Below are 25,367 nucleotides of genomic sequence, written 5' to 3'. Positions count from 1 at the left end.
TCATGACCGGGTACACCTAGCATCGAGACCATGTCACCGACGTGGGGAGCCTCCGGCGTCCCCGTCGTCATCGTCGAGGACGACACCGTCATCGGCCGCCACCTCCAGCAGGCCCTCGAGAGCCACGGCTACCACACCAGCTGGTTCCGCACCGGCCAAAGAGCCCTCGAACACCTCCGCACCTGCCCCTGCGAGGTGATGCTCCTGGACCTCGGGCTACCGGACTCGGACGGCGTCGACATCGCCCGGCAGGTCCGCGCCGAGTTCCCCGAGCTGTTGATCATCATGCTGACCGCCCGCACCGCGGAGATCGACGTCATCGCCGGACTCGACGCCGGCGCCGACGACTACCTCACCAAGCCCTTCACCGTCACGGTTCTTCTCGCTCGCCTCCGAGCCCACCTACGCCGCCACACCACCAACGACCAAGCCCAGCCGGCCAGCACCGTGCTCGGCGCGCTCACCCTCGAGCGGTCCTCCAGACGAGTCTTCGTCGACGGCCACGAACTACGACTGCGCGCCAAGGAGTTCGACCTCCTCGCGGCCTTAGCCGACCAGCCCGACACCGCGGTGAGCCGCGAACAGCTCATGGCCCAGGTATGGGACGAGAACTGGTACGGCTCCACCAAGACCTTGGACGTGCACATCGCACATCTGCGATCCGTCCTGTTCGCCGCCGGGGCCAACGCCGGGGGACGGATGCCGACCATCACCACACTTCGCGGGCACGGCTACCGCCTGGACGCCCCACCCCGCGAGCATGCAGACCACGACGGACGGCACCCGGAAACGCGTTGAGCCGTCGCCGAAAGTGGGCGTTCGTTGCATGACCGGTGCAACGCCCGTGAACCGTCCTTCGCCGCAGCCCAAGGCGCTTGCGGCGGCCTCTCGTCTCAGCCCCGCTCGGGCAAACCGGTCAGGAGACGCGCGACTCGCTCTGCCGCGCCGCCCAAGCACGCATTGCCACACGAGCCAGCGTGACCCCTGCTGAGGCCGCAATCAGCCCGATCCCGAGCCCGCCGATGATGTCAGGCACGTGGTGCACATGAGCGGCCACGCGGGACATGCCCACCACGACGGCGAGCAGCACCAGCAGAATGCCGATGCGGCGTCGGTACGCCAGCACGAGGCCTGCAACGGCAGCCGCAGCGGCCGTGTGGTCGGACGGGAAGCCGTTGTCGGCAGCATGCGCGATCGCCGGTGCCACGCCGTCGACCACGAAGGGACGAGGATCAGTCCAGAGGTCGCCCGTGACCACGATGAGCACCCCGACAACCGCGAGAGCCACCACCCCTGCGACGACGAGTTCCACCTTGCGGGGCCGGTCCAGCGTGAGCCACACGACGGCTGCGACCAGCAGCACGAGGAAGAGGGTGTAGGTCGCCAGAAGGGTCACGAGGGTCACCGACCCATGATGCCTGTCCTTGTCTGGGTGCCGGCTGCGAGGGCGAACCCCAACGGCTTGCCCGCCGCCAGCACTTTCGGGGTGCGTCAAGGTGGGCTCGCTACCGTGCTGGGAGTCGATGCATGCAGATGAGCGGGCGAGCAAGCCCACGAAGCCAAGGCCAAGGGGCGCGTCGCGCGTGCGGCAAAGCTCTCTCCCGCTCGCCGATCGGAGATCAGCCGTAAAGCAGCGGAGGCGCGTTGGACCGAGCCCCAGAACGTGGCCATCTGCGGCTCACCTGACAAGCCGCTGGTGATCGGCGATGTCGAGTTGACTTGCTACGTGCTCGACGACGGGACTCGGGTACTGACGCAGGCATCCTTTCTCCAAGCGCTCGGTCGACACCGTCGAGCTAACACGCGCAGCGGAAGTGCGATCCCGCCGATCCTTCAGGGTCGCGCGATCGCGCCATTCATTCCGGACGATGTCCTCGCCAAGGCTCGCCCGATCACATTCAAGCTGCCAAACGGTGGCCGAGCTAGTGGCTACAACGCTGAATTGCTGCCGGCGATCTGCGAGATCTACCTCCAGGCTCGCGACGCCAAGGCGTCGCCTTATCAGCAGTTGCACGTCGCCCGCCAAGCCGAAGTGCTGGTCCGCGGCTTGGCGCGAGTTGGCATCATCGCGCTCGTTGATGAGGCGACCGGGTACCAAGAGGTCCAGCAACGCGATGCGCTTGCACGGATTCTCGAGGAGTTGTGGCTAAGGAGCTGCAGCCATGGGTGCGTACTTTTCCGGACGAGTACTACAAGGAGTTGTTTCGGTTGAAGGGCCTTAATTACAAGAAGGACAGTGTCCAGCGGCCGCGATACTTCGGTCTCATCACGAACGATGTTGTGTACAAGCGTCTTGCTCCCGGCATCCTGGAGGAGTTGCAGCGCCAGACGCCGAAATCAAGCAGCGGGCGACCGAAGAACAAGTTGCACCAGCGGCTGACTCCTGACATGGGCACCCAAAGTTGCGTGAGCACCTCGCCTCTGTCGTCACAATCATGAAACTGAGCAAGTCGTGGCCGGACTTCAAGCGAAACATCGACTAGAGCCACCCGCGGTTCGGCGACACGATTCCCATGAACTTCGACGAGGACGGCGGGCTCTAGTTGTGCCGTACCCGGGCCGTCCGGTCCTCGAGGTGCTCCCGGAGTTCGCGGGCACCGCGGTCAGCCGGCAGACCCCGGAGCAGCGCGCGCGGTTGCTCGCCTTCTGCGCGGAGCAGTACGCCGACGGCCGTTCGATCCACGAGCTCGCGGAGCTGACGCGCCGGACGCAGTCGGCAGTGCGCCGTGCGCTCGACCAGGCCGGGGTGAAGCGGCGCGGTCGCGGGGCACCTCGCTCGCAGGGCTAGCAGTTCCCCTGAGGATGGGCACCCTTCTCTTTACTCGGTGTCGGGGTCGCCGCTTCATGAAGCGCGCTCTCAGGAATCCCCCCTATTCTCTGCTCGCTGCAGAGGCGCAGTTCCGTCGCAAGGAGGTGTTCGATGACTGTCATCAAGTCTCTTTGGGCCAGTGTGCAGGGCGACCCGGTGTTCATGCGGAGGGTCAACGGCTGGTTGACGATCTTCTGGCTGGTGATGATCCCCGTCTCGTTGGTGACGCACTGGGTCAACTCCGTGGTCTACGTCTCAGCCCTGTCCTTGTGGGCTCTTGTCTCTGGCCATTGGTCCGCGTGGCAGGCTGCCCGCGTCGAGGTCAAGCAGCACGAGGAGGCGCAGGCCGCCAAGGATGAGGACTTGGCTCAAGACGTGGTGGAGGAGCTCGTCGAGAAGACGAACCTGCAGCCTCGAACCCCGACCCAGATGGCGTAAGACCACTGGCCGAGGCTGTCCGTCACCGGTGCCAGGCGGATTGCTGCGTTTCGCTGTGCCACCTGCCCGCGAGTGGCAGCCTGTCCCTGAGCAAGACCGTCGCATGGGGGAGGTGGCGGCGCTTCCGGGGGTGGTGGGGGAGGCGCCGCCCACGCCGCGCGATGGCGACGCACTGCCGGCGTCCTCGGGGGAAGGTGCTGGCAGCCGATGAGCCCACGGTAGTACTCGGCGTGCCCCGCGCGGCTCCTGCTAGCTCGCGGAGTTCCCTGCCTCGATGTAGGCCGCCTTCGCTCGCGCCGCGGCCTGCGCCAAGTGCTCAAAATCAACCTCAAGACCGGGCGGAGCGGGCCTGGCCTGGCCGCGCGTCGCATAGAACCTGCGCGCGAGCTCCCGGTCGTACCGCTCTTCCAGCTCGAGCCACTCGCGAAGAAGCCGTTGCCGGCATGACTCCTTATCGACGGGCCCCCGAGACGCCAGTCGCATGTCGGCGAACGTACCCCTTCCGGCGTCGAGCAATCTGAAGGTGGCGGCTTGGTCGTCCAATTCGATCAGGTCTAGGACGGATCGGGAACGGTTCGTGACGCAGCCCGCTCGGGCGGGGGTGAGCGGGCCGCGTCGCCATGCGCCCGCAGAGGGGGGATCCGCTTGGCGCGTGGACGCACCCGCCGAGACAGGGGAGCCATCGGCGGGTGCGCGACAGAGAGGTTGCCACGGGATGTTGAAGGTGACCTGAGTGCCGCCCTTCAGGAACCATGTCATGATCCGGGGTTTCGATCGTCTACCTGGTGACGACGGATTGACCCCAAGTTGCCGTCGTCGCGGGGCCTCGGGTTACTCGTGGAGGGGGCCCGGGGCCCCACCCATGACTGCGGCCAACAGAAGTGCCCCAGACGCCGGCGGCGTGAGGGGCTCTTCTGGCAACGGGGTGAGGCGGACGGTGGCCCTCGGGGGGATAACCACCGCCCGCAGCTATCTCAACGATAGCGAGGCTCGAGGGTTACGGATGGTCGGCGAACGGGCCGACCGACACGCGTTTTCCTTCCGTGACCCCGGCTCGGGGGGCCTGATCCGGGGTCACGGTGGCCGGCCGCGGACGGGGGTGCCCGGGCCGACATGGCGACACCATTTCTCGATGCCGACACACTCCGCTGCCCGAGTAGGGGGATGGCAGCGGAGAGCCGGTCTCGCGCAGGGTGGGAGTGCGCTTGTCCGGCACGCTCAACCTATGGGGCTGCTGTGGGCGCCCGCACGAGAACGCGCAAAGAGCCCCCGCTCACCGTGAGGTGAGCGGGGGCTCTGCGCTGGCCCTTCTATGGCGTGGGGCGCCGAACCAGCGGTCATGCGATCTGGTCGCGCGGGCGACGCTACGCCACCGCGCCGACAAGGTGGTCAGCCAGCGGCGCGGTCCTCGTTCGGTCTGGTCACTCGTGCCGACCGAGGTACGTCGCGTCCGTCTTCGTGTCGCAGCCGAAGATTCCGTCGGCGACACCCGAGACAGCATCGCCGAGGCCGTCACCGACCGAGCCAGCAGGCACGACCTCGACCGGCGCACCCTCGGGGATGCCCTCCGTGGCCTCGGTTGCGACCGCGCCACTGGGGGAGGCGTCAGACGGGGCGGCGGGGGCGTCGTAGGTGGGCTGCTTCGCGTAGCCGAGGAGCCACCCGAACCGGGGCTTCACGTAGGTCTCGAAGACGCGGACCGCGACGTAGTAGGCCGTGGCCACGGCGCCGCCGACGAGCTGCGCGATGAGCTGCTGGTAGGGGCCCGGGTCGATGCTGGCCTTGACGAGCAGCGACGTGACGAGCGCGACGAGCAGCGGCACGACGGTGCGGACGGACCGCTAGGGCCGCTCGTACTTCTCGTTCTCGCCGGGGTGGTCGAGGAACATCTTGGTGCCGGCGGGGTAGACCTTCGCGGTGGCTACGTTCTCGAGGACCTTGTCGCTGTAGTAGCTGGACGATCCCCGACCCGACGTGATGAGACCGATCTTGAGGCGGCCGGCCTTGCCACTGCCGGCTTCCTTGACGGTGACGGCCGCGATTCGGTGATGCGCTTCGCCGTGGTTCGACCTCCTGGTCGTGAAACTCTGAGGGCATGCGATACGAAGGGGACCCGGCCGAGCCGGCATGGATGAACGGATTCACGGACCTGCACACGGGTCATATCGAGTGCGGCGAGTGCGGCTCGCTGGTACTGAAGTCCGACCGAGCAGCGCGGCTGCACCAGGGCTGGCATGCGAACATCGAAGAGGACATCGAGCGGGCGGCACGCCGTGACTGACGCGCCCAGGGCGAACTGCGTCGAGCACGTCTGGTCGAGGACCGGGATGACGATGGACAGCGACGGGACCCATGTCGAGTACGAGTGCACCCGGTGCGGCGCGCTCAGGTTCGAGGGGCCGATTGAGCTCGCAAGGAGGGTCTGACCGGTGCTCATCTGGGTGGGCGCCACAGTCATCGCGCTGGGCCTGGCCGGGGTGATCGTCGGCGCACGCCGTTCGGCTAGCGGCCGCGACCCCGGTCAGCGGGGAGTGTTCGGGATGCAGGCCGGCGGCATCGCCATAGGGTTCGGCGCCCTCGTTGTGCTTCTCGGCATCATGTTGGCCAAGATCGGCGGCTAGGCCACCAACGTTCTTCACAGGCGTCGGTGCCCACGAGTCGCGCCATCCCGACGTCGTCCGCTTCTGCGCGAGGTCTGACCAGCCGACCTTGCCCTGGTCGAGCAAGTCGAGCCAGGACCTGCCCATGATCGTGACCTGCTCCTCTCGCGGGAGACCAGTGAATGAGGTCTGTGCATCGGGCAGGACCGACTCGGGCTCGTCGACGTCGACGCCGAGGTCGCGCCACGACTTCGCGAGCGGCACTCGCGCGCAGCGGCCCTGCTGGTGATCGTCGGGCCCGGGAACGTCGAGCTGGAACGTTTCGCTGTGGCGCGCCCAGCAGGATGGGCAGGTACGGCGGTCGAGCGCCGACACCCACTGCCGTCCACGGAGCACGTCGGCGCTGGCGAGGTCCTGAGCGCGTCTGCCGGCGCGGTGCGCGTCCAGTAGCTCGGTGCGGGCGATGACGAGGGCCCGGTTCCGTCCGCCGTCGAACTCGCAGTGGACGCGGTCGAGCATGCGAGCCGCGGCCATGCGCGGGTTCTCACCGAGTGCGATGCGCGGATCAGAGAGGCGTTCACGGATCGTTCGGCCTGAGCCGACAGTGGCCGCGCGAGCGAGGTGACCTGCTGTGTGGTGCGCTTCACGATCGCCGACAGTGCGGCGTCATCGACCCTCGAGAACGTCGCGATGACCTCGGCCGTAGTGCCGGCCTGGCTCGGGTACTGGGACGCGGTGTTGCGGCGGGACCAGTCGGCGGCGTCCGCCGTGATCTTGGGCAGGACCTGCGTGACGGAGATCGGCAGCTCGTTGGCGAGCTGCTGCAGCGCGTCGCGCGTGATCGCCGTGGCCCGTTGGGTGCGCTTCGCTCGAACGATTTGCGCCCCGGTGGGCGAGCGGCCGTCCTTCGAGAGCGCGGCGAGTTCGGTGAGGGCGGCGCGGAGGAGAGTCGGGCTCGCAGGACAGTGCGGACCTCAAGGCTCGCCTCCGAGCCTTGAGGTAGGACCGGGCAGAGGAGTGGCGGGCGTCAAAGCGTCCGCCAGAGGCGGCACGAGCAAGAGCTGGAGGACGCACCTGGTCCGCAAAAAGTCCGCAAAAACTTCGAGACCCGTCGCACCGAGCCATCCGTCTCAACTTTGCCAACTTGCGTTTTCGCAGGTCAGAGGCCTGGGGCACCAACGGCTGCACGAGTCGATCGACCGATGGCAATCCCCGGCGTATCGACCGGCTCGTCCCTCAGACCTGTGACTGCGGTGACGTGTTTCGAGACCCCGTCGTCGGCGAGCTGTCGTGGGATCCTTCGAGCGCAACACTCGTGCCCGTCTCGGCCGGTCCGGCAAGACCTCAGTGGCGGCGACGCAGCGTCGGCGTCGTCTCAGTCGATGACGTGAGGGAAGAAGGCCGTGGTCTGGACGGTTGCGTCGAAGGTGACCACCCTTGACCGCGTCGTTGCGGCGCTGCACTCCAACCACCACACTCTCGCCACGCTGGCCCCGACCTTGTCCGCGGAGGATCTGGCTGCCCCCAGCGGCGCGTCCGAGTGGAGCGTCGCGGACGTGCTCTCGCACGTCGGCAGCGGCGCGGAGATCGGCCGGAAGCCGATCGCCCGTGCCGCAGGCGAACACGTCGAACCTGAGGACAACCAGGCGATCTGGGCGCGGTGGGATGCCTCCGCCCCGACCGACCAGGCGGCTCAGTTCGTCAGGCACGACGCGGCATACCTCGACACCGTCGACGGGCTCAGCCCCGAGCAACGTGACCGCCTGATGATCGACCTGGGCTTCCTGCCCGAGCCCGTTCCGCTGCTGGTCGCCCTGGGCATGCGTCTCAACGAAGTGGCCAACCACGCCTGGGACGTGCGTGCCGGGCTCGAAGAGGCCGCGACGGTCGATCCCGAGTCCGCCGAGCTGCTCATCACGCTGTTCCAAGAGCCGTTGGCCTTCTTGCTGGGCTTCTCGGCAAAGGCCGACCTGCTCCAACAGGAGGTCCGGCTGACGATTCCCGGCGGTGCACTCGTGATCGCCGACGGGGTGAGCGTGCTCGACTCGGTGGACCGTCCAACGGCCGCGTTCGAGGGCCCGGCGGAAGCCGTGGTGCGGCTCCTCAGCGGGCGCCTCGGGCCCGAGCACTCCGCCGGGGTGAAGGTCACCGGAAACGTCACCCTCGACGAGCTCCGCGCGGTCTTCCCCGGCTACTGAGCCGCGACACGGCGCGTCCCCGCGACGGCGAAGGTGATCCTCCGGAGCGCCGGGACGACGGTCCGGGGTCATGGACGACGGTGGGGGAGAGGCAGGTGCTGAGCCATCCGTCGGGGCCCTCCCGGCATACGCCCCCTCGTCAGGCGTGTGGGACCGAGCCTCGCGCCTTCAGCGGGGACCCGGTGCGCATCGACCGGGCGGGTCCGTCGGTAGTGCGGACGCGATATCTGGTCCGGACGGCCGCCCCTTCCACCTGGACGTCGATGAGGTCCAGCCGCCGCGGCAGCACCCCGGCGGGGAGCGGCGGGCCGTCCATCATGGTCGGGGTGCCGGCCCCGCCGACCAGACCGGGCAGCGTGACGATGTCGAGGATGTCGACGAGTCCCTCTCGAAGGAGCGAAGCATTCAGGGTTCCACCCGAGTCCGCGATGACGCGAGTCGCCCCGAGGCGTCGCCGGATCCGCGCCAGCGCTGCGCGGGGCTCGACGCGCTCGTCCCCGACGACGAAGTAGCCGACACCGAGGTCGCGCAACCGCTGCAGGTAGCCGGCGGGAGTTCCGCGACACACGAGCACATGCAGCTTCAGGTCCGAATCCCCGGTGAAGGACCAGTCGACGCGACCCCGCCCGTCGGCGACGACGAACCACCGTGTCGCCACGTCCGGAAGGTGGTCCTCCCAGAGGAGCTCGTGGTCTGTGGTGGGCTCGGGCCACCGTGGTGCGACCGCGTCCGGGACGACGAACGACCCGCTGCCTTCGAGGATGACCTGAGCATCGATCTGCGCGTGGCGGGTCTCGAAGGCCCCGGGGACCGTGATCGTCTCCCAGCGGGCTCTGACGGGTGGATCGAGAAGCGATTGCTCACGGCCAAGGTGATCCGGCCGTCGACGCTGACCGTCGTCGTCAGCACCACCTCGGGGAGGTCGTCGCGCATGCGGCGACCATAGCGGCGCCCACCCACACCCTCCCGGGCCCGCGTGCAGCTCTCACAGATCGCATGATGCCGGCGTCGCCGACGCGTCGGGCTGATCGGTGCGGGCTGGGTTCGCGACGCTGCCGGGCTCAGCTCGGCCGGGGCGTCGAGCCGTCCGCGGGCTCGGCGTGGTGAAGGAGTGTCCGGGCGGATGCCGCCATCCGGGGCTCGGTGCCCAGCCGCGGGGCGCAGGCCTGGCTGCTTCGGGTGAGGACCGTGCTTGCCGCCGAGAGCGCCTGTCGCAGCTCCGTGGCGTCGAGCCCGGCCACCGTGTCCTCGATCCCGGGTGGCAGGTCGTCGGGGCTGTCGTCGAGGACCTGCGACAGTCCGTGTTGCGGATACGACGTGCCCTTGGCGGCAGCCCACACCTGCCAGATGAAGCCCCGCGCCTCGTGCAACCGACCGTGGGCCTCCCACAGCGAGCCTCGCTGCAGGTACTTGTCGGCATCGAGCAGCGCGCGCCATCCGCGGAACACCCATTCACGTACCTGCTCGGCCGAGACGGAGTACGCGGACTGCTGCGCGGGCGCCGGCCGAGGAGCGGTCTCGGCCCGGTAGACCGTGACGAAGTCGGGCGCGGCATCACCGCGGCGCACCGCGTCCTCGGCGATCACGGCGAGGTCCAGCTGCAGCCGATCGGCGTACTGGACGAAGACGCGCCGGATGACGAGGTCGGGCGAGGCGGAGCCGTCCCGCAGCACGTCGACCACCTCACCGGCCTCTCCGAGTGAGGCGACCAGCGCGCCCTCCACCCGCTCGATCACGTCGCGTCCGTCGTGCCCCGGTGGTGCTGCGACGCCGACTGCGGCATCGACGTCGGACAGCTCGTCGGCGACCCCGCGACCGATCGAACAACCGACGGACAACGACGACACGTCCGCTCGAGTCGAGCACCACGCCGCGAGCCAGTCGATCGCGCCCTGCTGCCGCGCCGGTCCCGGTTTCGACGAACGATCCATGTTCACCCGCCCATCGTCCCAACTCGCCGCCGACGGGAGGCCGGTGACACGTCCAAGGGATCAACGACGGGCGGCCTGACCTCCCCCGAGGTTCACGACTCGTTCACCTGATCGCGGCGTCCTCGGTGCCGTGGACGGTCAGAGTGACTGGCATGTCACTGGCGCGAACCACGGACCGACCCAGGCCGACACGCAGGGCTGCGGCTGGTGCGGCACTCGTCATCGCGGTGGGCTGCGTGACGGCATCGTCCACGCAGGCGGCTCCGCTCCCGATGCGTCACCTGGCGTATGCCGTGTCGGCACCACTGCCGCTGGGGCCCGCCGGGCTCCCCGAGACGCGGTCGACGACGACGGTCGAGCCGGGCGTGACGATGACCCGCATCGTGCGCGGCGCCTTCGACCCCAGCACGCCGTGGGTCGTCGAGCTGAGCATTCCCTCCGGCAGGACCAGTCCCGACCCCGACGCGCCGCCTCGATCGGTCCAGGACCGCGGCAGCGCCGACGACCTGGTGCGCCGCCTGACCGCTTCCGGCTTCGACGCACGCAGCGAAGCGGTGCGACAGCCCGCTGTCGCCGACGTCCCGGCCGGTGTCATCGGCTACCGGGTCCGGACGACGTCCACGTTCACGTCCCGGGCCGACGCCGCGGCATACGTCACCAGGCTTCAGGCCGCGGGGTTCGCGGCTCGCACCTGGTACGCCGGGTGGGACGGGGCCAGCCCCGCGAAGGGCCAGTGGAGCATCAACGTGCTGACCATCGACCCGCGGGAGTTCCGTGGGCACCTCGGCGCGAGCTTCGGCCCCGATCTCGTCAACCGCGAGACCACCACGGCGATCGGCGAGTACGCCCACGCCAGGGCTGCCGTCAACGGCGGCTTCTTCGTCCTGGACCCCAAGGCCGGTGCGCCCGGGGACCCGGCGGGGGTAGGTGTCTACGGCGGCCTCCTGGAGTCCGAGACGGTCGCCGGTCGGCCGGCCCTCGTCCTCGACGACCGGGCTCGGCAGACCCGCATCGCCCGGCCGGTGTGGAAGGGCACCGTGCAGGCGGGATCGTCGACCCTCGAGCTCGACGGCATCAACCGCGTCCCCGGCCTGATCCGCAACTGCGGTGGGGACCCAGGAGACCAGCCGACCGACCACCCCGTGCACGACACGACGTGCACCGACCCGAACGAGCTCATCGCCTTCACCGACGCCTACGGGCCCTCCACCCCCGACGGGCCCGGCAGCGAGGTCGTGCTCGACCGCAACGACCGCGTGGTCCGGGTCGCAGCCGAGCGCGGCACGACGCTTCAGCCCGGACAGCGCTCGGTCCAGGCGACCGGGAACCTCACGCAGATCGTGTCGGCCCTGCGGCCCGGGCACATCGCCCGGCTGGGCCTGAGCCTGACCGAGGCCAATGGGGCCAACCTCATCCGGCCGGGGACGACCGTCGTCAACGGGGGACCGCAGCTGCTCCGCGACGGCGCGGCATACATCACCCAGGGCACGGACGGCATGGTCCACCCCACCGACCCCTCGTTCGCGTACGGGTGGGTGCTGCAGCGCAACCCGCGGACCTTCGCCGGTGCGGACGCGGCCGGGCGCACCCTGCTGGTCACCGTCGACGGGCGACAGCCCGACCAGCTCGGGCTGTCGGTCCCGGAGGAAGCGCGGGTCGCCCAAGCGCTCGGCATGCGCGACGCGATGAACCTCGACGGAGGCGGTTCCACCGCCATGAGCCTCGACGGTCGCCTCGTGACCCACCCCTCCGACGCCTCCGGCGAACGACCCGTCGGCGACGCGATCGTCATCCGCTAGCAGAGCGCGACGAGCACCCGTCGGCGACTGGCCTGCGGACGCGGCGCGGCGCTGACCCGGCCGAGCCCGCACCCCGACTCGGGGCGCGGTGACGCCGCCCACCGGGGAGGCTGGGAGGATCTGTGTCCATGCACCCACCCACCGTTCCCGGCTGGTCCCGGGTGCTGCCGCAGGCCGGGTCGGGGCGGCTCAGGGACGGCCTCCGTGACTCCCGCGACCGGCTGATCGCCTCCGACCCCGGCCTCGGAAGACTTCGCCAGGGACTGAAGGCGGTCCTGGCCGTGGGCACGACGGTGCTCGTGGAGCTCGTCTACGCGCGGGCTGTCGGTGGTCCCGTGACGCTCGCCGTCCTGCTCGGGGCCATCGTGGCCATGCTCGTCTCCACCCTCGTCAGCGAACCCTCCCGGACGAAGACGCTCGGCATGATGGCCGGCGTGCCGGTCGCGGCCACGGTGGGCGCGGTCCTCGGCGTCGTCACGTCCGCGCAGCACGTGCTCGGCCTGGTCACCTTCGTGCTGGTCTCCTTCGCCGCGGTGTGGGTGCGCAGGTTCGGGCCACGGTGGTTCACCTACGGCTTCCTGGCCTGGCAGGGCTTCTTCTTCGCCCTGTTCCTGCACCCGCCGCCCGCTGCCCTGCCGTTCCTCATCGGTGCCATCGCGGTGGCCTCGCTGTGGGTCGGGCTCCTCCTGCTCACGGTGCTGCGTGGCAACCCGCAGGTGCGTCTCGGGCGAACGGTCGACGCTCTGCGAGCTCGGTCCCGCGCTGCCATCGCGGCGATGCTCGACGTCCTCGAGGACCCTGACGCGAACGGCCCTCCGCGCCGGCTGCGGGCGCAGCTCGTGCAGCTGTCGGAGATCGCTTTGCTCATGGACGGCCAGCTGGCCGACCCGAGGGCCGTCCCGTCCGGTCTGCGACGCGGACAGGTCCGCCGGTGGACCGTCGACATCGAGATCGCCATGGACGAGGCCGCCGCCGCGGTGGTCGAGCTGGCGCAACACCAGGCCGGGCTCGCCGCCCCCGTGCGCAGCGACGTCCGTCAGCTGCTCCGGTCACTCGGGTGGGGGACCGGCGAGCAGGCACACCGATGGGTCCGCGCGCTCGAGCAGGAGACCTCCCACGCTCCCGGGGTGCGCCGGCTGGTGTGGGCTGCCACGGACCTGCTGCGGCTGGTCGAGCAGTGGGACTCCGGGCAGCTGGACGACCCGAGGGCGAGCCGTGCAGACGCCCAGGATCCGCTCGACGCGACTGACGCCGACGGCCAGTTCGAGCCCGTCATCACGCTCTTCGCGGGCAACCTGCCGGGGTCGGCGGCCGTGGCCTCCAGCGTGGTCGAGGACGAGAGCGCCCGGGCGTGGTGGTCGCCGGCCCGTCTGAAGCTGACCACGCGCCAGGCATTCCAGGCAGCGCTGGCTGCGGCGCTCGCCATCCTCGTCGGTGAGGCCATCTCCCCACAGCGCTACTACTGGGCCGTCATCACGGCGTTCATCGCCTTCACGGGCGCGTCCAACACGGGCGAGACCGTCCAACGCGGTGTGGCCCGGGTGGCCGGGACCATGGCCGGCCTGCTCGGCGCGATCGCCCTGGCGCACCTGACGACCGGTCATCACGTCGCGGCCCTCGCGGCGCTGTTCGCCAGCATCTTCCTGGCCTTCTACCTCCAGCAGCTGTCGTATGCCGCGATGATCTTCTTCATCACCCTGCTGCTGGGGCAGATGTACACGTTGTTGAACACGTTCACCGACGCGGTCCTCGTGCTCCGCCTCGAGGAGACCGCCGCAGGCGCGGTCATCGGCGTCCTCGTCTCCATCTTCGTCCTGCCGACCGGCACTCGAGCGACCGCGCGCGCCGCTCGCTCCGGCTTCCTCGGCCAGCTGGCCGACCTCATGGACGGGTGTGCCGACCACCTGCGGCTCGACCGGAACGCCGACCTCATCGCCCTCACCGTCGGACTGGACGCGTGGTCTCGGCAGATCGTCAACACCTACCGCGCCGTCGCGCGCGGGGGCCTCATGGGGGTCGACCGTGTGCGGCTGCGGCACCGGCTCAGTCTGTTGGGCGCCTGCGGCGCCCACGCGCGAGCGCTGGCTGCCCTCGTCACGGAGTCCGACGTCGCCTCTGCCGAGCTGGCCGATGCCTGCACCCAGCTCGCTGCGCAGGCCCGGCGCCTCGCGGACCTCGACGCCGTACCGCCACGTTCGGAGCTCGAGGTGGCGGTCGCCGAACGCGAGCGCATCACGTCCTCGGTCGCAGCCCTTGCCGACGCGGACCCGTCGTCCCGGGCGGCCAGCATCGAGGTCGGTCGCGTGGCCGACGTCCTCGCCCTCCTGGCCGCCCCCTGAGCCGGGGGAAGATGGCCCCGCACCGGCGAGGGCGGCCGTCGGCCCGCGTCGACGGCCCCGCTGACGGCATACGGCAGGGTGGAGGGACGACGGGCCGACCCAGGGGTCTGGTGACGGAGGGTGCCGGGGCAGGGCGTGGCGACGTGGTGTCGACAGGGAGGTGGTCGGGTGCGTGAGGACGCGAGCGTGATGCACGTCGACGCCGACTCGTTCTTCGCGTCGGTGGAAACGCGGCAGAAACCGTCCCTGGCGCGGACTCCGGTGCTCGTCGGCGGGACCGGACCGCGAGGTGTCGTCGCGACCGCGAACTACGAGGCGCGCGCGTACGGGTGTCGCTCGGCGATGTCGATGGCCCAGGCGCGGGTCCTGTGCCCGACCGCGACGGTGCTCACCCCACGGTTCCCCGCGTATGCCGCCCACAGCGCCCTGATCATGGACACCCTGCGCGAGCTGTCGCCCCTGGTGCAGCCCGTCAGCCTCGACGAGGCCTTCGTCGACCTGGCCGCAGGCCCGTTCGCGAGCGACCCGGTCGCCGGCGCGGACCTGGCTCGGCGCCTCATCTACAACCGGTCCGGGCTCGTCGTCTCCGTGGGTCTGGGGCGGTCCAAGCTCATCGCGAAGCTCGCGTCCGACGCGGAGAAGCCGCACGGGTTCACCGTCGTGACGGGGGACCTCGAGGACGACTTCCTCCTGAGGAAGCCCGTCGCGGCGTTGTCGGGAGTGGGACCGGCGACCGACACGACGCTGCGCCGGCTCGGCATCGTCACGGTCGCGCACCTGCGCGCCGCCGAGCGCGACGAGCTCGTCCGTACTCTGGGGGAGGCGGCCGGGTGGAACCTCTACCGCCTCGCCCGCGGCGACGACCCGCGCCCGGTCGTCGTCGAACGGGAAGCCAAGAGCGTCGGCGCGGAGCGCACCTTCGCCGAGGACCTGCGCCAGTGGGAGCTGCCGGGCGCCCTCGACGACGTCCTGGCGCGGGCGCTCCGCAGGCTCCAGCGGCACGGGGGAGGCGCGCGGACGGTCACGGTCAAGGTCCGCCTGTCCGACTTCACCACCGTGACGCGCTCGGTGACCGTCGCCCAGCCGACCTCCGAGGTCGAGCAGCTGCGTGAGGCAGCCCGGGGCGCCCTGACGGCAGCCAACCCGACCGAGCCGGTGAGGCTGCTCGGCGTGGCGCTGTCGGGGCTGACCCACTGGGCCCAGCTCCGCCTCCCCACCCCGGAGGACGTCGAGACGGCCTCCCGCGCCGACGGGCAGTCCACTGCGACAGGGCTTCTCGAGTCGACGAACGGCAGGCCGCCCGAGCTGCTCCTGCCGTCCTCCGAGAGCCCGACCGATGCCCTCGTGGCGCATCCGTCGACCGAAGGGGCGGGTGCCCTCACCGAAGCCACCACCGTCGACGTGGACGCCGCCTCGCCGTCGTCCGCAGACTCTCTCGACGACGACGAGGAACGGTTGCCGGCGCCGTTGACGGTTCACACGTGCTCGGTCGGACTCGACGTCGCGCACGAGGCGTACGGGGCCGGGTGGATCGCACGCACGGCTGACGGTGTGGTCACGGTCCGGTTCGAGGGTCCGGGCACGGAGCCCGGCCCCGAGCGCACCTTCGACGTGAGGCGCGAGCTCCTCATGCGGATCGCGCCGCCAGCCCCGTGCCCCCCGCGGCGTCTCACCTCGCTGCCGAGTACTGCCGAGCTCACCGCCGCCGCGCCGCCCGCTCTCGCGGAGGGCGACACGCCGGGATCAGCCGACGCCCCTGCGCCAGACCCCTCCTCGTGAGTCCGTCGCCGCGTTGCGCCGCGCCGTGGCCTCACTCTCGAGGTCGAAGGTCCTAACGTTGCGACGGTGGAGCTGAACACCCGGCGTCGGCGCCGGTGAGCACCGTCGCCGGGCCGCCGCCTCGACGGCGCAGGCGGGTCGTGGCCGTGGGGACGAGTGTCCTTGTCTTCCTGGCCGTGGCGGGCGCGTCCTGGCCCGTCGTCGCCAACGCAGGGAGTGTGACCCTGCAGGTCTTCTCGCTGTGGACGATCGTCAATGCGGCTGGACTCGTGGCCGGGGCGACGTACGACCTCGTCGCGAAGGGAACGCCCAGCAACGCCTTCGGAGCTGCCGAGTCCTGGTGGGTCCGTTGCATCGCCTCCCTGCAGGCGTCGTGGTTCGTCAGCGCTGCCGCCCTCACCTGGAGCGCGGCCCCCGGGTGTCGGGCCGTGGATGCGAATCTGCAGTCTGCTCTGGGTCGCTGTCGCCATCTGGCGCCTTCGAGTGGGCTGGACGCTCGCGCAACGGCTCTCGCGAGCGAAGGGCCAGTCCCCGTCGCCCGGCAGGGGCCCGGCGACCCTCCCGATGGGCGTGGAGCCGGCCGAGGCGCATCGGCAGAGCCGGCCGGCCCGAGCGGGCCAGTGGCTGGCCCACTCGGCACACGGAATACATCGGTGGATCGTCGGTGCGCTCGTCCTGTCGGGAGTCATGTGCTGGTGCGCCCTGGGTGCCTTGCAGCAGCGCAACGAGGCGATGGACCTGAAGGCACACGGCTCGTGGCTCGTCGGCGACCAGGTGGAGGTGCACGTCTACTACGTCAGTGGACGCGGCGGGGACTACCACTCGGTCGACGGAGCACGGGTGACGTTCGCCGGCGCACCGCGGAGCGTCGAGCTCGAGAGCGTGGGAAGCGGGGGTCCGGACGTCGCCATCCACGACGACATCGAGGACGGATGGCAGCCCGCGACCGCCGTCACCGGATACCAACCGCCGCTGGAGGTCCGAGCGAGGCGGGACGGCTCCGGCGCTGTTTCCACTGCGATGGCGAAGCTCGACTACGAGTACTGGGCCGACGGCAACATCGAGCCGGAAGAGGAGATGTCCGTCGCCGTGCTCTGCGTTGCGGCAGCGGTCCTGATGTTGCCCCTGAACCGGCGCTTCCGCGCTCGGGCCGACCGGGCCGAGCTGGAGCGGCGCGCGAGAGTCGCGGCGACCGGCAGGCGAGGCACTGCACGGACGTCGGCCTGGGGATCTGCGGCGCACAGAGCCCAGAGTTCGGCATGATGGCCGCATGACCCTGCCGCATCGCCCGGGACTGCTCGGGACCGTGCGCCCGGCGGCCGGGACGGGTGCACAGGTGGTTCGCACGTGGCGGCCGCCATGGCGGAGAAGGATGTTCGTCATCCGACTGCTCGAGGCGGCGGCCCTCGTGACCCTCTATCTCGGGCCCACGGACCAGGCGCGACCCTCGGACCTCAGGTTCATCCATCTGACGCTGGGCGTGCTCGTCGCAGCCCACGCCGTGACCGAGCTACGCACACGCGTGATGGCTGACGGAGGTGGGCTGGTGATCGTCCACGCCTTCCGTCGCACCCGCGTCCTCTGGAAGGACGTGGTTGAGGTGCGTCCGGGCAGCCGGGGGTTCGGAGCGGGTTGGGTGGAGGTGGTGACGACGCGGGTGGTTCGCGTGCCGGTGGCCGCCGACACCTGTCCAGAGGTGCGGAAACTGTGGGAGCAGGCGACGGGGCCGGTCCGGCATCAGGTGTCGTACTCGTAGCCGTCCCACGGTTCGTAGTAGCAGATGAAGTCGCCCGGCTCGATGGTGACCGTGTACGTGCCGTCGTCGTGGTGGTGGACCTTCCACCCGAACTCGACGCCATCGATCGTCCTGGTGAACGGCTCGGCGGTGATCGTGATCCTCCTGGGGGCGCCGTGCGCCGGTGCCGCATCTGCCATGGAAGGCACTCGTGTCGTGGAAGCGTCTCTCACGAACCCTCCCGGGCGACAGTACGTCAGGGGCGGTTCCACCCGCTGTTGTAGACGTCGAGTCCGAACCGGTTGAGGCCCGTCGTCTGGGCGTACCCGAGGTAGGGCAGCCGGAAGACGTCCTCGATGGAGGCCAGCAGCGAGTAGTGGTTGTAGCTCGTCGTGCTCCACGTGTCGGGTGCCACGTAGCGGGAGAGCACGAGTGCGCCGATGCGTCCGCCGCCGGGGCCGGCGATGCCGGGAAGTGCGGCGTTGGGGCCGGGGCCCTCGTTGCAGCAGGCGGTGGCGTCGGTCTGCGGGCCGTCCGACTCGTCGGCCGTGATGACGAGCATGCCGTCGTTCTTGTAGGCCGGGGAGTTGAGGATCTTCGGCACCCAGATCTTCAGCCAGGCGTCCACGCTGGTGAGGCCGCCGGGCTGGCCGTCGACGCACGGCGAGTCGTGGCCGTCGTGGCACAGGTTCGGCGTGATGTAGCTGAGGTTCGGGGTCGTCGTCGCCGAGGCGAGGTCGGTGCTCAGTGCGTCGAGGCCCACGACGTGCTGGGCGCACGTCGGTGAGCCGGTGATCGACGAGAAGTACATGAACGGGTTGTGCCGCACGGCGTACTGGCTCGCGAGCGTGGCCTTCTGCGTCGTGTCCTGGGCGTTGAGGGCAGGGTGGAGGCAGGGCGTGGCCATATCCTCCATGTAGCCCTTCCACGTCAGCTTCTGCGCGGTCAGCTGGTCCGTGAGGTTGGGCACCGAGCTGGGGAAGACGCAGCCGCTGCCCACGGCCTGACCGGGGGCGGCCGTGCCGGTGCCCGCGAACGCGGAGTAGATCTGGCAGTCGCCCTGCATCTGGGCGTTCGGGCCCTGCCCGGAGATCTGGGCGACGTAGTTGGGCTGGGAGTTGTGCGCGGTGCCGTAGTACGTGTCGAGCAGCACGCCCTGGGAGCGCAGCGTCTGCGACAGGTACGGGGCCGCTGAGCCGGCACCCCAGGTCCTGTCGTAGCCCTTGTTCTCGATGTTGATGACGAAGACGTGCTTGATGGGGGGCACGTATGCCGTGGTGCTCGAGGACGCGTCGCTCAGCGACGGGCCGCGGAGCCCGAAGCCGAGCAGGACGAGCGCAGCGGCCCCCAGCGCCAGCAGCGACCGACGGCCTCGACGAGAGGTCAGGATCGTCGTCTTCACGGGAGGCTCCATCCGTCGGCCGTGGCCTTGGTCTTCAGCTGGGTCCATTCTGACTCCTCCGGACCGCTCACGGCTGCGGGTGCGCAGACTGCTGCGGTGAACGGCGGCACCGTGAAGCGCGGGGCACTCAGGTCCGGCGGGGTCGAGAAGTCGAGGACCTCGGCGATGTTGCGGGCGGCGGAGTCACGAGGCGTCAGAGGCGCCAGCCCCCAGCGCCACTCGATCATCTTCAGGACGGACGTGTGGTCGTAGGTGTTGTGCGCCACGAAGCCGCGCCGGGCTCGCGGGGACACGACGAGCGCCGGCACGCGGAAGCCGCGTAGCGAGGTGCTGGCGCTCGTGTCGGGTGCGGTGCCGGGCGCCACGTGGTCGAAGAAGCCGCCCCACTCGTCGAAGGTGACGACGAGCAGGGTCCGCTCCCAGCTCGGGCTGGAGGTGACGGCGTCGTAGACCTGGTTGAGGAACTGCTCGCCGGCGCGGATGTCGGCGTGGGGATGGTCGTCGCTCGAGGAGCCCGAGCCCTCGTCCTCGAAACGCGGGTCGATGAACGAGACGTCGGGCAGCGTCCCCGCGGCGGCATCGGTCAGGAACGTCGCGAACGGCTTGGCGATGGGCACGTACTTCGTGCCCCAGAGGGCCAAGAACGGCACGTCGGAGAAGTAGTACCTCCCGGTGCGCCCGGCCGCGGCGAGGCGGTCCCAGATCGTCGGCAGGGTCGAGGTCGTCGTCGAGTTGTGGATCCGGTCGGTCTGCGCCGCGTGCAGGTAGAGACGGTTCGGATACGTCTCGGCCATGACGGCCGAGAAGTACCCGTCGCACATCGTCCAGCGCGGGGCCGCCTGACCGAGGAACGCGAGGTCGGCCTGTTCGTAGTAGCCGATGGGCAGCTGGTCGTCCTCGCCGGCACGGAGCCAGCCGTCGGCCTTCCCGCCGTTGAGCTGGATCAGCCCACCCTCCTGGGAGTGGTCGGGATCGTTGTGGCCGCAGCTGGCGTACTCGGTGAGGTGGTGCGTCGCCCGGGCCACCCCGTAGCGGTCGACGTAGGTCAGCCCCGCCTGCTTGCCGTCGGCCCCGGGGAGCCAGCCCATGAAGTGGTCGAAGGAGCGGTTCTCCATCATGACGACCACGACGTGGTCGATGCCGGAGCTGCCGGGGGAGGGGAGGGGCACGGCTGCATCCGCGTGCTCGGGCACGGCCACCGAGGCGCCGCCGGTGAAGGCCAGCGCACCTCCTGCTGCCGCGCCGCCGAGTAGTTGTCGCCGGGTCATCTTCACCCGTTCGACGCTAACGGCCCGTTACGCCGTGAACCAAGGCCAGGACAGGCGGTTGGTCACACGTTCACCGTGAGTTCCCGCCCCGGACACCGTCGCTCGTTCTCGTCGCTCGTTCTCGCCGCACGATCGCGACCTCGCTCAGGCGGCCTGAGGGAGCCCGGGCGAGGTCGAGGACCGGTGGTCAGTCGGAGGAGTCGAGGTGCCAGGTCTCGAGGTGGACGGCCTCGGCGACGTGTCGCAGCGAGGCCAGGGTCTCGGGGGTCACGTGGTCGTCGGTGTCGGTGACGACGTAGCCGAGCTCGCCGCGCGTGGCCAGCGACTGCCCGATGACGTTGGCGCCGGCTTCGGCGAGGGTCCGGTTGATCGACGCCAGCACGCCCGGGACGTTCCGGTGCAGCAGGGCGATCCGGAAGGACCCCTCGCGCGGCGCCGGGGCGACGTCCGGCAGGTTGACCGACAGCGCGGTGGCGCCGTCCAGGATGTAGGCCGACAGCTTGCTCGACACGAACGTGCCGATCTCCTCCTGCGCCTCCTCGGTAGACCCGCCGACGTGCGGGGTGAGGATGACGTTGTCGAGACCGCGCAGCGGCGACTCGAAGAGGTCGCCCTGGGCCTTGGGCTCGACCGGGAAGACGTCGATGGCGGCGCCGGAGAGGTGGCCGCTGAGGATGTGCTCTCGCAGGGCCATGTCGTCAACGACCATGCCGCGCGACGCGTTGATGAACACCGCGCCGGGCTTCATCCTCGCGAACTGCTCGGCCCCGAAGAGGCCGGCGTTGCCGGGGCGCCCGTCGACGTGCAGGCTCACGACGTCTGACTCCTCGAGGAGCTCCTCGAGGGAACCCATGCGCTGGGCGTTGCCGTGTGCGAGGCGGTCGGCGGTGTCGAAGAAGGCCACGCGCATGCCGATGGCCTCGGCCATGTTGGACAGCTGGGTGCCGATGTTGCCGTAGCCCACGATCCCGAGCGTGCGGCCGCGGGTCTCGTAGGCGCCCTTGGCCGACTTGTCCCACACGCCGTCGTGCATGCGCTGGGTCTTCTCCGGCAGGCGCCGGGCGAGCGCGAGGATCTCCCCGATGACCAGCTCGACCACGCTGCGCGTGTTGGAGAAGGGGGCGTTGAACACGCCGACGCCGAGCGCAGTGGCGTGGTCGAGGTCGACCTGGTTCGTGCCGATGCAGAAGCAGCCGATGGCCCGCAGGTCAGGAGCCGCGTCGAGGACGGCCCGGGTGACCTTGGTGTTGGAGCGGATCCCGACGACGGTGACGCCCTGGAGCGCCTCGATCAGCTCGGCCTCGCCGAGCGACCCCGCCCGGACCTCGACCTCGAACCCGTGGCGGCGGAACGTCTCCTGCGCGACGGCATGGACGTTCTCCAGCAGCAGCACCTTCACGCGTGTCTTCTCCTCGTCGTCGTGATCGTGGCTCGACCCGCCGTCAGGGGCGGGATCGTGGTCGTGTCGCCCATCAGGCTGCCTCATCCGGCGGCCGCGGCGTGTCGGTGGGCGCTCTGTGAGACGCCGGGTGGGTCGGAGGAAGGCCCTTGGAGGACCTGCGCGAGAAGGCCTCCGGTGTGCTGGAGGTGGTCACGCATCGCGCTCTCCGCGTCGTCGCCCCGGCGCCCCAGGACCGCGGAGACGATCGGCTCGTGCTCGTCACGGATCTCGGCCAGGGTGCGTCCGGCGGTCGTGGTCGGCGGGCCGAGGAGAGCAGTGGTGGCGCGGAGCCGCTCGATGATCGCAGCCGCTCGGTGGTTGCCGCCGGCCCGCACGAGACGGTCGTGCAGATGCTGGTCGGCGCGCCAGAACCGGTCCTCGTCACCGATCGACGCGCTCAGGGCCTCGAACGCGGCACGGATGGCCGCGTGCTCGTCGTCGGTGGCCTGCTCGGCAGCGCGCCGGGCCGCGGCCGGTTCGAGGGCGAGTCGGATGTCGAAGATCTCCTCGATGTCGTGGGCCTGGGGCAGGACGACCCGGAAGCCGCGGTTGCGGTCGATCTGCACGAGCCCGGCCTCGGCGAGGCGCAGCAGGGCCTCACGCACGGGGCTCCGCGAGACCTCGAGCAGCTCCGCCAGCTGGTAGACGGAGTAGGTCTCACCAGGGAGCAGCTCGCCGGCCGTGACCCCGGCCCGGACCGCCTCGACGACGGCGTCGGCGAGCGAGGGTGCGCCGTGGGGGAGCGACAGCCGGACCATGAGTAACATGTTACCCATGGTCGAGGTCTCCTCAGCGGTGGTGCCCGCGCTCGAGCGCGCCGGGCTCGAGGTCCGCGCCGATGCCGGCACCCGTGCGATGTACGCCTCCGACGCCTCGCTCTACCGCATCCCCCCGCTGGCCGTGGTCCGGCCGCGCGACGCCGACGACGTCGCCGCGACCCTGGCCGTCGCCCGCGAGACGGGTGTCCCGGTCACCTCCCGCGGGGCGGGGACGTCGGTGGCCGGCAACGCCGTCGGTCGCGGCATCGTGCTCGACTTCTCCCGCCACATGGGACGGGTGCTCTCCGTCGACCCCGAGTCGCGCACCGCCGTCGTCGAGCCCGGCGCCGTCCACGCGGTGCTGCAGAGAGCGGCCGCGCCCCACGGCATACGCTTCGGTCCCGATCCGTCGACGCACCCGCGGTGCACGATCGGGGGGATGATCGGCAACAACGCGTGCGGCTCCCGCTCGCTCGCGTACGGCCGTACCTCCGACAACGTCGCCGGGCTCGAGCTGCTCACGGCAGCCGGCCACTCGCTCAGCACCGGCTACGACGAGGGGGGTATGCCGTGTGCCGCGGGCGCCGATGACGTGCTCGCGGGCGTGCGCGCCGTCATGTCACGCCACCTCTCGACGGCCCGGACCGAGTTCGACCGCTTCGGTCGCCAGGTCTCCGGCTACGCCGCGCACCACCTGCTGCCGGAACGCTTCGACCTCACCCAGGCGCTCGTGGGGTCCGAGGGCACCCTCGGGGTCATCACCCGCGCGACCGTGAAGCTCGTCGTCGACGCCTCCGTCCGGGTCGTCGTCGTCCTCGGTTTCGCCGACATCGTGGCGGCCGGCCGGGCAGCGCCGTCGGTCGTCGCCCACGGGCCGACGTCGTGCGAGGGCCTCGACTCCCGGCTCATCGACGTGCTCCGTGTGCGCCGGGGGCCGGACGCGATCCCGCCGCTGCCGCGAGGGAGGGCATGGCTCTTCGTCGAGTTCGCCGGTGACGACCTCGGGGAGGTCACGGAACGGGCCAGACGCCTTGCGGCAGAAGGAATCGCCGACGACTCGGTCGTCGTCGAGGACCCCATCGTGCAGGCACGACTGTGGCGGATCCGTGAGGACGGAGCCGGCCTCGCCGGTCGGGCCCCGTCGGGCAAGCCGGCCTGGCCCGGGTGGGAGGACGCCGCCGTGCCGCCCGCTCGACTGGGCGAGTACCTCGCAGCCTTCGACGAGCTCGTCGGCTCCTACGGCATGACCTCCGCACCGTTCGGGCACTTCGGTGACGGCTGCATGCACGTCCGGCTCGACCTGCCCCTGGACCGACCCGACGGCACGCGGATCATGCGCGACTTCCTCACCGAATCCGCCCGCCTGGTAGGGGGATTCGGCGGTTCGCTCTCCGGTGAGCACGGCGACGGTCGCGCCCGGTCCGAGCTGCTGCCGCACATGTACTCCGCCGACGCCCTCGCCATGTTCGGCGGGATCAAGCACGCCTTCGACCCGGACAACCTGCTCAACCCCGGCGTGCTCGTGGACCCCGATCCCTTCGATGCGGACGTGCGCCCGGCCGCGCACTTCCCGGTGCTCGACCTCGCGATGGCCTACCCCCACGACCACGGGAACCTCGCCCAGGCCGTGCACCGCTGCACCGGTGTGGGCAAGTGCCGAGCGGACAACTCGGCGGCCGGCGGCGTCATGTGCCCCTCGTACCTCGCGACCCGGGAGGAGCAGGACTCCACCCGCGGGCGTGCCCGGGTGCTCCAGGACGTCGTCCGCGGAGACCTCCCCTGGTCGCACCCGTCGGTCCACGACGCGATGGATCTCTGCCTCTCGTGCAAGGGGTGCGCGTCCGACTGCCCGACGGGCATCGACATGGCCACCTACAAGTCCGAGGTGCTCCACCAGACCTACCGCGGCAGGGTCCGGCCGCGCTCGCACTACTCGCTCGGCAGGCTCCCGCTGTGGGCCCGGCTCGGCGGACGGGTGCCCGCCGTGGCGAACCGCATGCTGACGCTGCCGTTCGTCGGCCCGGCGGCGTTGTGGCTCGCCGGCGTCGACCGCCGCCGTTCGATCCCGGCGTTCGCCCGACGGCCCTTCCGGCGGACCTTCACGCCGGCGACCTCGGACCTCAAACCCGTGGTGCTTTTCGCCGACTCGTTCACCGACGCCTTCTCTCCCGAGGTCGCGGAGGCGATGGTGCGCGTGCTGCGCGACGCCGGCTACGAGCCCCGCCTGCCGAGCGGCTCGGTCTGCTGTGGTCTGACGTTAATCACGACGGGCCAGCTGGACTCGGCGAGGAGCATCCTGCGCCGGACCGTGTCGGCGCTGGCTGCCGACGCCCGGGAGGGTGTCCCGATCGTCGGGATCGAGCCGTCGTGCACCGCGGTGCTGCGCTCCGACGTCCACGAGCTGCTCCCCGGCGACGAGGACGCCGCTCTCGTCGCGTCGCAGGTGCGCACCCTGGCCGAGCTGCTCGCCGAGACGCCGGGCTGGACCGCCCCGGACCTGACCGGGACGACCGTCATCGCCCAGCCCCACTGTCACCACCACGCCGTCCTCGGCTGGAAGACCGACGCGGACCTGATCGCCGGCACGGGCGCAGAGGTCCGGACGCTGGCCGGGTGCTGCGGTCTCGCCGGCAACTTCGGTGTCGAGATCGGCCACTACGACGTCTCGCTCGCCGTGGCGGGGCAGAACCTGCTGCCCGCGCTCGACGCCGGACCCGACGCGGTCGTGCTCGCCGACGGCTTCTCCTGCCGCACCCAGGTCGCCGACCTGCGCGACCGTCCGAGCCTGCACCTGGCCCAGCTGCTCGACAGGAGTCGACGCGACTGATCCTCCTCGGTCGCCGGCGGATCGCGAGCACCACCCAGTAAAT

The 25,367-nt window shown here is 70.6% G+C and carries 23 protein-coding genes and 1 pseudogene; 14 read left to right on the top strand and 10 right to left on the bottom strand.

Annotated elements, in window-relative coordinates; all coding sequences use genetic code 11:
- Nucleotides 1-30: 30 nt before the first annotated feature.
- Entirely contained in the window at nucleotides 31-798 is a 768-nt protein-coding gene (locus tag TAE01_RS06235; protein WP_147064498.1) for a response regulator transcription factor, read from the top strand.
- A gap of 118 nt (nucleotides 799-916) precedes the next feature.
- Here the strand turns inward: TAE01_RS06235 and TAE01_RS06230 are convergent, their stop codons facing one another.
- On the bottom strand, nucleotides 917-1,405 hold the full coding sequence (locus TAE01_RS06230; RefSeq protein WP_186815064.1) for a phosphatase PAP2 family protein: 489 nt from the start codon (nucleotides 1,403-1,405) through the stop codon (nucleotides 917-919).
- Nucleotides 1,406-1,663: 258 nt separating this feature from the next.
- Here TAE01_RS06230 and TAE01_RS20670 point away from each other — a divergent pair, with 258 nt between their 5' ends.
- The 4 genes from TAE01_RS20670 (at nucleotide 1,664) to TAE01_RS06215 (ending at nucleotide 3,247) form a co-directional block, all read left to right on the top strand.
- Nucleotides 1,664-2,212 (top strand): hypothetical protein, encoded by a 549-nt coding sequence (locus TAE01_RS20670; RefSeq protein ID WP_222594081.1) that lies wholly within the window; start codon nucleotides 1,664-1,666, stop codon nucleotides 2,210-2,212.
- Nucleotides 2,143-2,439 carry a P63C domain-containing protein gene (locus TAE01_RS21165; protein ID WP_222594077.1) on the top strand — a complete coding sequence of 99 codons (297 nt, stop codon included), beginning with the start codon at nucleotides 2,143-2,145 and terminating at the stop codon, nucleotides 2,437-2,439. The genes TAE01_RS20670 and TAE01_RS21165 overlap by 70 nt, the downstream gene beginning before the upstream one ends.
- Nucleotides 2,440-2,545: 106 nt before the next feature.
- Nucleotides 2,546-2,788: a helix-turn-helix domain-containing protein gene (locus tag TAE01_RS06220; protein WP_147064494.1), complete on the top strand. Its 243-nt coding sequence runs from the start codon at nucleotides 2,546-2,548 to the stop codon at nucleotides 2,786-2,788.
- 132 nt (nucleotides 2,789-2,920) lie between these two features.
- Nucleotides 2,921-3,247 (top strand): hypothetical protein, encoded by a 327-nt coding sequence (locus tag TAE01_RS06215; RefSeq protein ID WP_147064492.1) that lies wholly within the window; start codon nucleotides 2,921-2,923, stop codon nucleotides 3,245-3,247.
- A gap of 1,421 nt (nucleotides 3,248-4,668) precedes the next feature.
- Here the strand turns inward: TAE01_RS06215 and TAE01_RS06210 are convergent.
- Entirely contained in the window at nucleotides 4,669-5,070 is a 402-nt protein-coding gene (locus TAE01_RS06210; protein ID WP_147064490.1) for a hypothetical protein, read from the bottom strand.
- A 272-nt stretch (nucleotides 5,071-5,342) separates the two neighbouring features.
- Here TAE01_RS06210 and TAE01_RS20830 point away from each other — a divergent pair, with 272 nt between their 5' ends.
- Nucleotides 5,343-5,528, top strand: coding sequence for a hypothetical protein (locus TAE01_RS20830; RefSeq protein ID WP_147064488.1), 186 nt, complete (start codon nucleotides 5,343-5,345; stop codon nucleotides 5,526-5,528).
- A 148-nt stretch (nucleotides 5,529-5,676) separates the two neighbouring features.
- Complete coding sequence (locus tag TAE01_RS20825) at nucleotides 5,677-5,868, top strand: hypothetical protein (protein ID WP_147064486.1); 192 nt, start codon at nucleotides 5,677-5,679, stop codon at nucleotides 5,866-5,868.
- Between the two features lie 288 nt (nucleotides 5,869-6,156).
- On the opposite strand, the pseudogene TAE01_RS21160 reads toward TAE01_RS20825, so the two are convergent.
- Nucleotides 6,157-6,405 (bottom strand): annotated as a pseudogene (locus TAE01_RS21160) (phage minor head protein); the annotation flags it as partial.
- Between the two features lie 845 nt (nucleotides 6,406-7,250).
- Here TAE01_RS21160 and TAE01_RS06190 point away from each other — a divergent pair.
- Nucleotides 7,251-8,045: a maleylpyruvate isomerase family mycothiol-dependent enzyme gene (locus TAE01_RS06190; RefSeq protein WP_222594076.1), complete on the top strand. Its 795-nt coding sequence runs from the start codon at nucleotides 7,251-7,253 to the stop codon at nucleotides 8,043-8,045.
- Between the two features lie 139 nt (nucleotides 8,046-8,184).
- Here TAE01_RS06190 and TAE01_RS06185 read toward each other — a convergent pair whose 3' ends face one another.
- Together TAE01_RS06185 and TAE01_RS06180 are read right to left on the bottom strand one after the other, a co-directional pair.
- Nucleotides 8,185-8,808 carry a dihydrofolate reductase family protein gene (locus tag TAE01_RS06185; RefSeq protein ID WP_246111176.1) on the bottom strand — a complete coding sequence of 208 codons (624 nt, stop codon included), beginning with the start codon at nucleotides 8,806-8,808 and terminating at the stop codon, nucleotides 8,185-8,187.
- 298 nt (nucleotides 8,809-9,106) lie between these two features.
- On the bottom strand, nucleotides 9,107-9,976 hold the full coding sequence (locus TAE01_RS06180) for a hypothetical protein (protein WP_147064482.1): 870 nt from the start codon (nucleotides 9,974-9,976) through the stop codon (nucleotides 9,107-9,109).
- A gap of 236 nt (nucleotides 9,977-10,212) precedes the next feature.
- Here TAE01_RS06180 and TAE01_RS06175 point away from each other — a divergent pair, with 236 nt between their 5' ends.
- The 5 genes from TAE01_RS06175 (at nucleotide 10,213) to TAE01_RS06155 (ending at nucleotide 17,649) form a co-directional block, all read left to right on the top strand.
- Nucleotides 10,213-11,775, top strand: a complete 1,563-nt coding sequence (locus TAE01_RS06175; protein WP_222594075.1) for a phosphodiester glycosidase family protein — start codon at nucleotides 10,213-10,215, stop codon at nucleotides 11,773-11,775.
- A gap of 128 nt (nucleotides 11,776-11,903) precedes the next feature.
- Nucleotides 11,904-14,114, top strand: coding sequence for an FUSC family protein (locus tag TAE01_RS06170; protein ID WP_147064481.1), 2,211 nt, complete (start codon nucleotides 11,904-11,906; stop codon nucleotides 14,112-14,114).
- A 120-nt stretch (nucleotides 14,115-14,234) separates the two neighbouring features.
- On the top strand, nucleotides 14,235-15,893 hold the full coding sequence (locus TAE01_RS06165) for a DNA polymerase IV (RefSeq protein ID WP_307723830.1): 1,659 nt from the start codon (nucleotides 14,235-14,237) through the stop codon (nucleotides 15,891-15,893).
- Nucleotides 15,894-16,325: 432 nt separating this feature from the next.
- Nucleotides 16,326-17,156 (top strand): hypothetical protein, encoded by an 831-nt coding sequence (locus tag TAE01_RS06160; protein ID WP_186815061.1) that lies wholly within the window; start codon nucleotides 16,326-16,328, stop codon nucleotides 17,154-17,156.
- Nucleotides 17,157-17,163: 7 nt separating this feature from the next.
- A complete protein-coding gene (locus TAE01_RS06155) occupies nucleotides 17,164-17,649 on the top strand; it encodes a hypothetical protein (protein ID WP_147064475.1) in 486 nt (161 codons plus the stop codon).
- Here the strand turns inward: TAE01_RS06155 and TAE01_RS06150 are convergent.
- The 5 genes from TAE01_RS06150 to TAE01_RS06130 form a co-directional block, all read right to left on the bottom strand.
- Complete coding sequence (locus TAE01_RS06150) at nucleotides 17,631-17,828, bottom strand: hypothetical protein (RefSeq protein WP_147064473.1); 198 nt, start codon at nucleotides 17,826-17,828, stop codon at nucleotides 17,631-17,633. The two genes, TAE01_RS06155 and TAE01_RS06150, sit on opposite strands and share 19 nt — an antisense overlap.
- Before the next feature lie 56 nt (nucleotides 17,829-17,884).
- Complete coding sequence (locus TAE01_RS06145; RefSeq protein ID WP_246111173.1) at nucleotides 17,885-19,030, bottom strand: alkaline phosphatase family protein; 1,146 nt, start codon at nucleotides 19,028-19,030, stop codon at nucleotides 17,885-17,887.
- Entirely contained in the window at nucleotides 19,027-20,298 is a 1,272-nt protein-coding gene (locus tag TAE01_RS06140) for an alkaline phosphatase family protein (RefSeq protein WP_147064543.1), read from the bottom strand. The genes TAE01_RS06145 and TAE01_RS06140 overlap by 4 nt, the downstream gene beginning before the upstream one ends.
- A 187-nt stretch (nucleotides 20,299-20,485) precedes the next feature.
- The gene (gene serA / locus TAE01_RS06135; RefSeq protein WP_222594074.1) at nucleotides 20,486-21,784 is read right to left on the bottom strand and encodes a phosphoglycerate dehydrogenase; all 1,299 of its coding nucleotides are present in this window, start codon (nucleotides 21,782-21,784) and stop codon (nucleotides 20,486-20,488) included.
- Nucleotides 21,781-22,515 (bottom strand): GntR family transcriptional regulator, encoded by a 735-nt coding sequence (locus TAE01_RS06130; protein WP_246111172.1) that lies wholly within the window; start codon nucleotides 22,513-22,515, stop codon nucleotides 21,781-21,783. Before TAE01_RS06130 ends, serA begins: the two co-directional genes overlap by 4 nt.
- Here TAE01_RS06130 and TAE01_RS06125 point away from each other — a divergent pair.
- On the top strand, nucleotides 22,514-25,324 hold the full coding sequence (locus tag TAE01_RS06125; RefSeq protein WP_222594073.1) for an FAD-binding and (Fe-S)-binding domain-containing protein: 2,811 nt from the start codon (nucleotides 22,514-22,516) through the stop codon (nucleotides 25,322-25,324). The genes TAE01_RS06130 and TAE01_RS06125 overlap by 2 nt on opposite strands.
- Nucleotides 25,325-25,367 lie beyond the last annotated feature (43 nt).

It is taken from the genome of Terrabacter aerolatus (assembly GCF_007991735.1).
GTDB classification, from domain to species: Bacteria; Actinomycetota; Actinomycetes; order Actinomycetales; family Dermatophilaceae; genus Terrabacter; species Terrabacter aerolatus.
Note: the sequence above shows the minus strand (reverse complement) of the source record. Positions and strands in the feature narration are given on the sequence as shown.